The sequence below is a fragment of the Streptomyces sp. NBC_01551 genome (assembly GCF_026339935.1).
Lineage (GTDB): Bacteria > Actinomycetota > Actinomycetes > Streptomycetales > Streptomycetaceae > Streptomyces.
This window is the reverse complement of record NZ_JAPEPX010000001.1, coordinates 3,152,956-3,164,346: the sequence shown is the minus strand read 5'-3', so window position 1 is coordinate 3,164,346 and position 11,391 is coordinate 3,152,956. Positions and strand designations below refer to the sequence as shown.

Genomic DNA, 11,391 nt, shown 5'->3' with positions numbered 1-11,391 from the left:
TCAAGGGCATGTCAGTGCAGGAGTCGCAGGAATCACCGGAGCCTTCACCGGGCTCACCGGATTCGCCGGGTGCGTTGGTGGCGGGGCGCACTTCGGATGTGGTGGGGACGCAGGGTGCACTGGACGCCGCCACTCAGGCCACCCGGAGCCTTCAGGGGCTGTCCACCGAACTCACCGCCCGGGTGCCCCAGCTGCTGGAGGCCATGCGATCGGTCGGCACCGGCCTCGAACTGCACTCCACCCTGGACCGCATCTGCGAAACCGCGGCCGAGCTGGCGGACGCCCGCTACGCGGCGATCGGCGTCGTCGACACGGAGGGCCGCGGACTCTCCGACTTCGTCACCCACGGCATCAGCCCCGAGCTGGCCCGCCAGATCGGGCACCGCCCCGACGGCAAGCGGGGTCTGCTCGGCGCCCTGATCTCCCACCCCGACACGGTGCGGCTGGCCGACCTGACGAAGGACCCGCGCTCGGCGGGCTTCCCGGCGCACCACCCGCCCATGAAGACGTTCGTCGGCGTCCCCATCCGGGTGCAGGGGGAAATCTTCGGGAACCTCTACCTGGCGGAGAAGAACGGCGGCGGCGAGTTCAACGACTACGACGTCCACATGGTGCGGGTGCTGGCCACCGAGGCCGGCATCGCCATCGGCAACGCCCGGCTGTACGAGGCCGCCACCCAGCGCGAGCGCTGGATCGACGGCTCGGTGGCCGTCACCACCGCCCTGCTGTCGGGCGGGGACGCGGACGACGCGCTCGCGGTCGTGGCCGAGCAGGCCCGCCATCTGGCCGATTCCTCCGCCGGGATCGTGATGCTGCCCGCTGAAGAGGGCGGGATGGAGATCGTGGCCGTCTCCTCCGAGGACCCTGCCACCTCGCTGGGGGTGGTGATTCCGGCCGAGAGCCCGGTCGTGGGGAAGCTGCTCCAGGGCGAGCCGATCTTCGTGGACGACGCCGCCTCGGACCCCCGGATGATGGGCCGGCTGACCCACCGGTACGGGCCCTGCATGATGCTCCCGCTGCAGAGCGGGGGGCGGGTGCTGGGTGCGCTCGTCACGCCCCGGGCCCGCGGCGCGCGGCCGTTCAGCGAGGCCGAGCGGACCCTGGCCACCCAGTTCGCCTCGCAGGCGGCGCTCGCGCTGATGATGGCCGAGGCGCAGCGCGACCGGGAGCGGCTCGCGGTGTTCGAGGACCGTGACCGGATCGCCCGCGACCTGCACGACCTGGTCATCCAGCGGCTGTTCGCCACCGGGATGATGCTGGAGGGCGCCCAGCGCCGGTCCATCGTCCCCGAGGTGGTGGACGGGGTCGGCAAGGCGGTGGACGAGCTGGACGTGACGATCCAGGAGATCCGAACGGCGATCTTCGCGCTCCAGCAGGGCCCGGCGGAAGCCCCGTCGGGGCTGCGCACCCGGGTGCTACGGGAGATCAACATGGCTGCCGTGCCGCTGGGCTTCAAGCCCGCGCACCGGTTCCTCGGCCCGATCGACGCCGCCGTCGGCGAGCTGGTCGGCAAGAACCTGATCGCCGCGCTGCGCGAGGCCCTCTCGAACGCGTTCCGGCACTCCGAGGCGTCCCGCATCGAGGTGGTCCTGGACTCCACGGTCACCTTGCCCGACGGCCGGCCCGGAGTGCGGCTGGAGGTCGCCGACGACGGCGTGGGCATCGAGGAGGGCGGCCGGCGCAGCGGACTGCGGAACCTGCGCCGCCGGGCGGAATCGCTGGGCGGTTCGAGCTCGTACGGCCCCGGCATCGGCGAGGACGGCGGCGGGACCACCCTGGTCTGGGAGGCCCCGCTCTAGGCCCTGTCGTCGCCGTAGGCCCGCGGCGGACGCCGTTACGGCCGGGCCGCGGTCCGCTCGGCGATGATGCGCTCGATGACGACGGCGACACCGTCCTCGTTGTTCGCGACGGTACGGCCGGACGCGGCCGCGATCACATCCGGATGGGCGTTGCCCATCGCGTACGAGGTGCCCGCCCAGCGGAGCATCTCCACGTCGTTCGGCATGTCCCCGAAGGCCACGACCTCCGCCGGGGAGATACCGCGCTCGGCGCAGCACAGCTCCAGGGTGCTGGCCTTCGACACCCCGAGCCCGCTGATCTCCAGCAGGGCGGTCGGGCTGGACCGGGTGATGGAGGCGTACGCGCCGGCGGCGGACCGGGCCAGGATCAGAAACTCGTCCGGGGACAGCTCGGCGTGGTGCGCGAGCAGCTTCAGCACGGGTGCGGAGGCGTCGGGCTCCTCGCGCAGCAGCTTTTCGACGGTCGCGACGGTGGCGCCCGGATCCTGGAAGAAGGGCGGATACGTCGGCTCGTAGTTGATGCCGTCGGTCCGTTCCACGGCGAAGGACGTACCGGGTGCGGCGGCCCGCAGGGCGTCCACGACGGTCAGCGCGGTGTCCCGGGGCAGCTCCCGGACCTGCACGAATTCCCGGCCGGCGTGCAGATCGACGACGGCGGCGCCGTTCGCGCAGATCGCCAGGCCGTGCCCGTGCACATGGTCGGCGACCACGTCCATCCAGCGGGCCGGGCGGCCGGTGACGAAGAAGACCTCGATCCCGGCCTCCTCGGCTGCGGCGAGCGCGGCGACCGTGCGGGGCGAGACGGATTTGTCGTCGCGGAGCAGGGTGCCGTCGAGGTCGGTGGCGATGAGCCGGGGCGCGGGGGTCTGCCCGTCCGGGCGCTGGGGAGCCGAGGTCACGGCTCCATCTTCGCCCATGGCCCCCGACCACCCGGACCAGTGTCGGGAAGATCCCTTCCCGGCGGCCGATGTTTCACGTGAAACAGTCGCTGCCCCGACGCGTGTTTCACGTGAAACATCGCCGGTGTGAGACGAGGTTCGTGCGGGACGCGCCGTAGGCTCGACGGCATGAGTCTGCGTCTGAGCACTGTGATCCTCCCGGTACGTCCGTGGCGCGAAGGGGGCCGCGACCAGTGGCTCCGGGCCGAGCGGCTCGGGTTCCACACCGCCTACACCTACGACCACCTCTCCTGGCGGACCTTCCGTGACGGCCCGTGGTTCGGGGCGCTGCCGACCCTCACCGCCGCGGCCGCCGCCACCGAGCGGATGCGCCTGGGCACGCTGGTCACCTCGCCGAACTTCCGCCACCCGGTGACCCTCGCGAAGGAGCTCATCTCCCTCGACGACATCTCCGGCGGGCGTGTCACCCTCGGTATCGGTGCCGGTGGTGACGGCTTCGACGCGACCGTGCTGGGCCAGGAGGCGTGGACCCCGCGTGAGCGCGCCGACCGCTTCGCCGAGTTCGTGCCGCTGCTGGACCGGCTGCTGACCGAAGGCGCGGTCACCCACCAGGGCACCTTCTACTCCGCCGACGAAGCCCGCACCATCCCCGGCTGCGTGCAGACACCGCGCCTGCCGTTCGCGGTCGCCGGCAACGGACCGCGCGGGCTCAAGCTCGCCGCCCAGCACGGCCAGGCCTGGGTGACCACCGGCGACCCGAAGGTCTTCGAGAACGGCACGCCCGCGGATTCCCTGGAAGCCATCCGCGGCCAGCTCGCCAAGCTCGACAAGGCCCTCGCGGACGCCGGACGGAACTCCGAGTCCATCGAGAAGATCCTGCTGACCGGGTTCACCCCGGAGCGCAACACCATGCTGGATTCGGTGGACGCCTTCGTCGACTTCGCGGGACGGCACCGCGAGCTCGGCTTCACCGAGCTGGCAATCCACGCGCCCATCCCGGACTCCGACTTCGCCGCCGACGAGGACGTCTTCGAGAAGATCGCCACCGAGGGGCTCGCCCAGCTGGGCTGACGGTCGGCCCCCGCCACCCCTGCGGTGGTGGGGGCCGGACCCGTCTCCCCGGATCAGGCCGTCAGATGCTCGACGGTCCGCTCCGCGTGGGGCAGGATCCACTCCGCCGCCGCGCCCTCGGGCCAGGTGCGGAGTTCCTCGACCAGAGCCGAGATCCGGGCGGCGCCCTCCTCGGGGCGGCCGAGTTCCCGCTCCGTCCAGGCCGCGCCGTTCAGGCACTGGAAGCGATCGCGCAGGTACTCGGGGCCGAGGCCGGCGTAGACGCCGGCCGCCCGGTCCCACAGCAGGATCTCCTCCTGGCGCAGCGCCTCCAGCTCCGCGTCGCTCAGCGGCTCGGCGTGGCCGGAGCCCTCGCTGTCCTGGTTCTGGTCCCCGCCGTCGCCGTCCTGCGGGTCGTGGACGCCGACCCACCGGTCCAGCACCTGCGCCAGCTGATGCCAGGTCTGGGCGAGTTCCGACCGCAGCTCCGGTACGTCCGGATCGCCCGTCAGCGCCTTCTCCAGCACCCCGGCCGCCTCGGCCATCAGGGCCCGGGCACGTGCCACCCCCGCCGCGCTGACCTCGTCGCGGATCGCCAGCCAGGCCAGGGACCGCAGGACGCGGACCTCGGCGACCGGCGCGTCCCCCGCCAGCCGGTGCAGCTCCAGGGCCCGCTCGTACGCCGCGACCGCCTCCCGCGACAGCCGCGCCTCGCTCAGCTGATCGGCGGCTGCCTGCGCGAAGCCCGCCTGCGGACGCGGGTCCTCCCAGTCCTTCACGAGCTCCGCCGCCAGCAGGTACTGCTCCGCCGCCTCGCGCGCTTCCCGCGACTCCCGCAGGAGATCCCCGAGGAACTCCCGTACGGCCACGGCCTGCTGCTCACCGTGCTCCAGCAGGTCCGGCAGCGTCGACCGCAGCACCTCGGCCGCGTCGGCGTGGCGGGCCTGGCGTGCGTACGCCCGCGCCAGCAGCAGCCGGGCCTGGGCCCCGCCGTCGGCACTGAGGCCGGCCTGGTCGAACCAGTGCGACGCCGTGAGCGCGAGCTCGGCCACCTCCTCGGCCCCGTCGGCCCGCCCCAGAAGGATGTCCGCCAGGGTGAGCCGTACGACGGCCTGCAGCTCGGCGTCGGTCAGCTCTCCTGCATGCGCCAGCGCGGAGCGCGCCGCCTCCTCGGCCTCCTCGGGCCGGTCGAGCGACATCAGCACACCGGCGCGCAGCACCAGCGGGTCCACCGCCTGCCAGGGCCGGCCCGCCGCGACCGCCCGGTCGGCGGAGGAGGCCAGCAGCGGCACGGCCCGCTCCGGGTCACCCTCGGACAGGGCCACCCGGCCGAGCATCTCCTCGGCATCCGCCACCAGATCGGGCAGCGTCCGCGCGTAGGAGGCGACGAAGGCGCCGAGTTCCGCGGCCAGCTCGCCGCGCCCGTGCCCGTGGTCTTGTCCGTGCCCGTGTACGTGTCCGTGCTCCTGGCCGGGACCGTGCCCGTGTCCGTCGGCGGCCTCGACCGAGCGCAGGTGCGACTCCAGGCGGATCGCGGACAGTTCCGCGAGCGCGATCCGGCGGACCCGCAGCGGTTCGGCCGCGTCCAGCGCCTCGGCGGCCCGCAGGGCCACCGCCAGCAGCTCCCGGATCTCCCCCGGCGCGGCCCCCGACTGCGCGGCCACGCTCGCCAGCCGCAGCTCCGCCAGCGCGGCCCGCTCCTGCCGGCCCAGCGCCCGGTAGCCGTCACGGGCCGCCGCCACCAGCAGCGCCGCGTCCGCGGCCCCGCCCCGCGCGGCGGCCAGGGCCCGCTGGTCCGCCACATCGGCACGGACCAGCGGATCCACAGCGTCCCCGAGCGCGTACGCACGCCCGGCCACCTCGGCCCAGAGCGCGTCCGAAGCCGGATGCCCCACGTCACGCGCCGCCCGGGCGCGCTCCACCAGCTCGGCGAACGCGGCCCCGTCCGGAGCGGCGACCGGCACCGGCGCAGCCACCGGCGCGGCGGGAACCGGCTGTGGCAGGGCCGCGCTGCGTACCCCGAGCGGAAGTGCGCCGACCAGCGGCGCCCGGTCGATGCGGGTGAGGAACCGCTCTGAGACCCGGGTGGTGCCGTTGCGCGCGTCGAACCGCCGGGCGATGTCGAGCGCGCCCGCGCGCAGCACCTCGTACAGCTCGGACACGGTGCGCGGCACGCCCTCGTAGGGGACGGCCGGGAGGTGGCCGTGCCCCAGTTCACGCAGCCGGCGCAGCAGGACGAGGATGCCGCCGTGGAAGGACAGCCGGTCGTCGACGTTGGCCAGTGGCGCCACCAGGGCGGCGTGCTCGGCCAGGATCTCCAGGCCGCGCGGCTCGTTCCCGGTGAGCGCGCAGAACTCGATGTGCCGGCCGACCGAGGGCAGCAGGCTCTCCTTGCCCCGGGCCAGCCGGTAGCCGCGCAGGTGCTGGGCGCGGGCCTCCTCGAAGCGCCCGAGCCGCAGCAGCGGCAGCAGCGCGGCCGCCATGACCCGGTGCGGTTCCTCGGCGCAGGTCTCCTCGCCCGCCAGCACCGGCTGCCAGACCTCCAGGGCGCGGGCGTCGTCACCGCGCAGGACCGCGTAGTGGCCCTGGCCGTTGAGCTCGCAGGCGTGGCAGTCGCTCATGTCGTCGCGTTCGGCCTCCTGCCAGCGCCGGTACGCCCGCTCGGCCCGGTCGTCGTCGCCGATCGCGTCGGCGAACCACAGCTCCGACTTGCGTACGGGACGCTCGCCGTAGCCGGCGATCCGGTAGCGGCGCTCCATCTCGTCCAGCCACCCGGCGGCGGACTCCACCGGGATCTCGGGGGAATCGGCGATCGACGAGGCCACCCACTTGAACTGCCAGAACAGCGAGTGAGCCTCCCACTCGGAGAACGCGCCGGCGTCCTTGTCGTACTCCTGGAGCAGCCGCGCGAAGGGCACCAGCAGCTTCGTCGACTCCGAGCTGTAGAGGTAGGCGTTGATCTGGTTGTCGAGCGTTTCGCGGAACAGCGCGCGGTCGCCGCTCGCCTCGGCGGCGGCGGACAGCGCCTCCGCGTGCGCGTTGCGGGCGGCGCCGCCGGGCGAGCGGCGGTTCTCTTCGAGGCCCCGCTCGATCTCCTCGCGCGTCATCGTCGTCACTTCGGGTCCTCCTGGGTCTCGACGGGGTGGGTCGCCCATTCCAGGAGCCCGAGGAAGGCCCGGTTGAGCAGCGTGGAGTCGGCGGGGCGCAGCGGCCGCTGGGACATCAGCAGCGCCTGCCCGTACAGCGATTCGACGGCCGTGCCGGTCAGCGTCTCGTCGGGCAGCGAAGCGATCCGCCGGATCAGCGGGTTGTTGTGGTTGAGGACCAGGCGGGCGCGCGGCGCCGAACCGCGCAGTGCGCCGAGGATGCCGGTCCACAGCGAGTCGGCGCTCTCCAGCGCGGTGGTCCGGTCGCGCTCCTGCCGGGCCTGGCGGTCGTCCAGGTAGAGGGCGGGGACGGAGACGGGCTGGAACGCGCGCAGCACCACGTCGCAGCCCTGCGGCTCCAGGCGGGTGCGCGCGGTGGACAGGAAGGCGGCGAGGGCCAGTTCGGCGGAGCTGGGAACGGGGTCGAGCCGCTCGGTGACGGCTCCCGCATCCAGCTCGGCGACCTTGAGGTCGGGCCGTACGGAGGGCAGCAGGGCCAGCAGGTCCGCGTCGTAGGTGTAGCCGGCGTTGATGACGCCGAGGCCGTGGGCCGCCGCGATCGGGGCGATCTGGCGGAACTCCTCGACGGTGCGCGTGAAGTGGATCTCGGTGTGGGCGGCCGCGAACTCCTGCAGGCTCATCGAGCCGTCGCTGGTCTCGAACGGCAGCCAGGGCAGCATCAGGCCGAGCAGCTCCGCGTCGTGCCGGGCCAGCGACTTCACGCCGAGGTGGTGGACGCTCAGGAACGCGGCCAGGCGCTCCGGTTCGCTTGCCGCGAGTTCGGCGAGCCAGCCGCGGACGCGGGCGCCGAGGGCCTCCCGTACGGCGGCCAGGGTCTCGTCGTCGTACAGGTTCTCGCGGGAGGCGGTGGGCCGCAGCGTGTCGGTGTCGAGGACGGCGCGGACGAAGAACGCCCAGTCGGGCAGCAGGTTGTCGGCCTGGTCGGTCAGCAGCATGCCCTTGAGGTGGACGCGGTGTCCGGCCCGGTGGGCGGGGCTGGTCGGCTCCGGCAGGACGTACGCCACGCCGCGCACCCCGGCGACCGGCAGGTCGAGGTCGATGCTGTCGAGCGGGGTGAAGCCGAACAGCTGCGCGCAGTGCCCGGCGAGCGCGACCCGGCGGGCGGCGGGGGTGGGGTAGGGGCGGTCCCACACGGCGGGCCGGTCGGTGACGGGGCGGGGCTCGCCGCCCTCGCCGTCGTCGAAGGTGATGTCGTAGGGCAGCAGGGAGCCGTAGTCGCGGGCCAGCTGCTCGACCTTGGCCGGGGTGGTCCACTCCTCGGCGCCGGCGCGGGCCTCCAGGATGACGGTGGTGCCGGGCTCCGGGCGGGCCTCGTGGGGCAGTTCGCGGACGGTGTACGAGCCGTCGTCCGAAGCAAGCCATTCGACGGGCGCGGCCTGCGGGTCGCGGGCGGAGCGGGTGACGACGCGGATCTGGCGGGCGACGACGAAGCAGGCGAGCAGGCCGATGCCGAACTGCCCGAGGAACTGCCGGCGGGCGCTCTCCAAATCGTGGTCGCCGCCGCGCTTGGAGCTGCGGCCGATGGTGGCGAGGAAGGAGTGCGTCTCGGCGGCGGTCAGGCCGATGCCGGAGTCCTCGATGGTGACGCGCCCGGCGGAGGCGGACAGGCGGATGCGGATCCGCGCCCCGGGCTCGTGCGCGCTGCGGGCGGTGACGGCGTCCACGGCGTTCTGCAAGAGCTCGCGGACGTAGACGCGCGGGCTGGAGTAGAGGTGGTGGGAGAGCAGGTCGACGAGCCCGCGCAGATCGACCTGGAAGCTGTTGGAGGCTTCGGGTATCTCGTTCTCGGCTGTCTGGTTCGGGGATGAGGACGTCATGGGGCGTCACCTCGCGTGCTCGCTTGGAAGGTTCGGCGATCGCGAGGTACCCCCCTCACAGATCCCGGAGTGAGCAACAGGGTAGGGCGATGAGCTGACAATCTCCCCGTGAATTCGGCCGCGCCGATTAGGGGAGCCGCAGGAATTCCGGCGGTACCGCGTCGGCCAGCCAGACGCCGTTGGCGCTGACCCGGAAGACGTGCCCGGCCGCCCGCATCGCTCCCGCGTCCACGCTGAGCACCACCGGCCGGCCGCGCCGCGCGCCCACCCGGGTCGCGGTCTCCCGGTCGGGGGACAGGTGCACGTGGTGGCGGGCCATCGGGCGCAGGCCCTCGGCGCGGATCGCGTCCAGGGCGGTGGCCACGGTGCCGTGGTACAGGTACGCGGGCGGTTCGGCCTCCGGCAGGTCCAGGTCCACGGCGACGGTGTGGCCCTGGCTGGCCCGGATGCGGGTGCCGTCGACGGCGAAGCGCTTCTTGTCGTTGTGGGCGACGACGTGGTCGAGCTCGGCGCGGCTGAAAGGGAAGCCGTGGGCGGCGGCCGCCCGCAGCAGGTCGTCGATCTCCACCCAGCCCTGGGGGTCGAGCACCAGTCCGATGCGTTCCGGCTGATGCCGCAGGTGTTTCGAGACGTATTTGGACACCTTCACGGTGCGTCTGTCGTCCATGGCCCCAGGGTGCCGCGTCGCGGGCGGTTCCGGCAGGGAATTTCCGCCGTCACCGAGGACTGGACCGCCCCTATCGCACTTCCAAGATACGGAATACATTTTCCGCTGAACTGCTGCCCCGAGGGAGAAAACATGCCAGTCGACGCATCTCTGCCGCGCCGCGCGGCCGCCGAACTCATCGGCACCGCCGGCCTGCTCGTGGTGGTGATCGGATCCGGAATCCAGGCCGCGGCCCTCAGCCGTGACACCGGTGTCGCCCTCGTCGCCAACTCGCTCGCCTCCGCGATCGGCCTCGGCCTGATCATCACCCTGTTCGGGCCGCTCTCCGGCGCCCACCTCAACCCCGTGGTCACCCTCACCTCCTGGTGGGGGCGGCGGAGCGGCGGCGAGGGGGTCAGCGGCCCGGAGGCGCTCGTCTACGCCGCCGCCCAGACCGCCGGGGCCGTCGGCGGGGCCGTTCTCGCCGAGGTCATGTTCGGGCGCGTCCCCGGAACCTTCGCCACCCAGGTCCGCGGCGGCGGCCACCTGCTGGTCGGCGAGGTCGTCGCCACCGCCGGACTCGTCCTGGTCATCCAGGGGCTCGGCCGCATCGGCCGGCCGAGGCTGATCCCGGCCGCGGTCGCCGCGTACATCGCCGCCGCGATCTGGTTCACGTCCTCCGGCTCGTTCGCCAACCCGGCCGGCACCATCGGGCGCGCCTTCAGCGACTCCTTCGCCGGGATCGCCCCGCAGTCGCTGCCCGGGTTCGTCGCCGCCCAGCTGGTCGGCGGAGCCGTCGGACTGGTCCTCGCGAGCCTGCTCTACGGGAACACGGGCCGGGCGGCATCCGACGCAGGCTCCGACCCCGGCTCCGGCTCCGGCTCTGACGCCCACGCCGATGCCGACTCCGGCACCGCCGCCGGCTCCGGTCCGGTGGCCGAAATACCGCGCACCAAGCAGGCGTACGAGCCCATCGTTTGAGACGAGCTCGGTGTTGCCCACAAGAACACCCGAGTTGTCCACAACCGTTTGGCCCGGTTTTACTGCCAAACGCGTGATCCGCCCTGTGGACTACTGAGCGAGCCCGAGCGAGCCTTACCGGCCGCCCCGGCGCGCCAGGTCATTCATCGTCCGGGCCTGAAGCTCCCGCTCCGTCGCGGCCCGGACGAACTCCGCCACATGATCGGGGCCCACCAGCTCCTGCACCGCCCGCACCGTCTCGGCCGGCAGCGCCACCGGCGACGGACCGGACGGCTGCGTGGACCCGGCGGCCCCCAGGTGCCGCTGCAGATGCCGGGTGGCGAACAGCCGCATCGCCCGCGCCAGCTCGGCGTCCACCGTCTGCTGCGCCAGCGGCCGCAGTCTGCGTACCATCGTCGCCGCCTCCGCCGCGTCGGCGTCCGTCGGCGGCACGTGCCCGAGGTAGCGGGCGAAGACGTGCTCGGTGGTGAACTCCAGGAAGCGCGAGGCGATGTGCTCCACCTGCCCGCGCAGCTCCCGCAGGTGCCCGGTGATCGCGGCCAGCGGCACCCCGGCCGCGTACAGCTCGGCGGCCACCGCCAGCTCCTGCGGCGAGGGCACCAGGAACTCGTCCGGGCGCCCCGGGATCCGCTCCAGCACCCCCAGTTCGCACGCCTCGCCCACCGCGTCGTCGTCGGGCTTGCCGCCGAACCGCTCGTTCAGCTCGTCCCGGCTGATCCGGGCCGCCTCCTCGTCGGTCCACGGCCCGTGCACCTCGGCGACCAGCCCCAGTACGCCGCCCAGCCCGCGCCCGGCGTCCCACGCCTCCAGCAGCTCCTTGATGGAGGCCAGGGTGTAGCCGCGGTCGAGCAGGTCCGCGATCTGGCGCAGCCGCGCCAGGTGCGTGGCCCGGTAGACATTGGACCGGCCGCGCCGCTCCGGCTTCGGCAGCAGGCCGCGGTCCTGGTACGCCCGGATCGTGCGCACCGTCGCCCCACTGTGGTGGGCCAGATCCTCGATCCGGTACTCGGCTACCGCCTGATCGGACAATCC

General features: G+C 73.4%; 8 protein-coding genes. 3 read left to right on the top strand and 5 right to left on the bottom strand.

The window, feature by feature from the left end:
- Positions 1–8: 8 nt before the first annotated feature.
- On the top strand, positions 9–1,799 hold the full coding sequence (locus OG982_RS14140) for a GAF domain-containing sensor histidine kinase (RefSeq protein WP_266786847.1): 1,791 nt from the start codon (positions 9–11) through the stop codon (positions 1,797–1,799).
- 35 nt (positions 1,800–1,834) lie between these two features.
- On the opposite strand, the gene OG982_RS14135 is transcribed toward OG982_RS14140, so the two are convergent.
- Positions 1,835–2,716, bottom strand: coding sequence for a Cof-type HAD-IIB family hydrolase (locus tag OG982_RS14135; protein ID WP_266786849.1), 882 nt, complete (start codon positions 2,714–2,716; stop codon positions 1,835–1,837).
- Positions 2,717–2,866: 150 nt separating this feature from the next.
- On the opposite strand from OG982_RS14135, the gene OG982_RS14130 reads away from it, so the two are divergent.
- Positions 2,867–3,769 (top strand): LLM class flavin-dependent oxidoreductase, encoded by a 903-nt coding sequence (locus OG982_RS14130; RefSeq protein WP_266786851.1) that lies wholly within the window; start codon positions 2,867–2,869, stop codon positions 3,767–3,769.
- 53 nt (positions 3,770–3,822) lie between these two features.
- On the opposite strand, the gene OG982_RS14125 is transcribed toward OG982_RS14130, so the two are convergent.
- The 3 genes from OG982_RS14125 to OG982_RS14115 form a co-directional block, all read right to left on the bottom strand.
- Positions 3,823–6,864 carry a tetratricopeptide repeat protein gene (locus OG982_RS14125; RefSeq protein WP_266786853.1) on the bottom strand — a complete coding sequence of 1,014 codons (3,042 nt, stop codon included), beginning with the start codon at positions 6,862–6,864 and terminating at the stop codon, positions 3,823–3,825.
- A complete protein-coding gene (locus tag OG982_RS14120; protein WP_266948660.1) occupies positions 6,861–8,732 on the bottom strand; it encodes an HSP90 family protein in 1,872 nt (623 codons plus the stop codon). The genes OG982_RS14125 and OG982_RS14120 overlap by 4 nt, the downstream gene beginning before the upstream one ends.
- 127 nt (positions 8,733–8,859) lie before the next feature.
- Positions 8,860–9,399, bottom strand: a complete 540-nt coding sequence (locus OG982_RS14115) for an RNA 2'-phosphotransferase (protein WP_266786857.1) — start codon at positions 9,397–9,399, stop codon at positions 8,860–8,862.
- A 132-nt stretch (positions 9,400–9,531) separates the two neighbouring features.
- Between OG982_RS14115 and OG982_RS14110 the strand changes: the two genes are divergently transcribed.
- Positions 9,532–10,359 (top strand): aquaporin, encoded by an 828-nt coding sequence (locus OG982_RS14110; protein WP_266948659.1) that lies wholly within the window; start codon positions 9,532–9,534, stop codon positions 10,357–10,359.
- A gap of 114 nt (positions 10,360–10,473) precedes the next feature.
- Here the strand turns inward: OG982_RS14110 and OG982_RS14105 are convergent, their stop codons facing one another.
- Positions 10,474–11,388 carry a MerR family transcriptional regulator gene (locus OG982_RS14105; protein WP_266948657.1) on the bottom strand — a complete coding sequence of 305 codons (915 nt, stop codon included), beginning with the start codon at positions 11,386–11,388 and terminating at the stop codon, positions 10,474–10,476.
- Between the last annotated feature and the right edge of the window lie 3 nt (positions 11,389–11,391).

Coding starts and splice junctions, on each gene's coding strand:
- OG982_RS14140 (WP_266786847.1), top strand. CDS start 9: ATGTCAGTGCAGGAGTCGCAGGAATCACCGGAGCCTTCACCGGGCTCA.
- OG982_RS14135 (WP_266786849.1), bottom strand. CDS start 2,716: ATGGGCGAAGATGGAGCCGTGACCTCGGCTCCCCAGCGCCCGGACGGG.
- OG982_RS14130 (WP_266786851.1), top strand. CDS start 2,867: ATGAGTCTGCGTCTGAGCACTGTGATCCTCCCGGTACGTCCGTGGCGC.
- OG982_RS14120 (WP_266948660.1), bottom strand. CDS start 8,732: ATGACGTCCTCATCCCCGAACCAGACAGCCGAGAACGAGATACCCGAA.
- OG982_RS14115 (WP_266786857.1), bottom strand. CDS start 9,399: ATGGACGACAGACGCACCGTGAAGGTGTCCAAATACGTCTCGAAACAC.
- OG982_RS14110 (WP_266948659.1), top strand. CDS start 9,532: ATGCCAGTCGACGCATCTCTGCCGCGCCGCGCGGCCGCCGAACTCATC.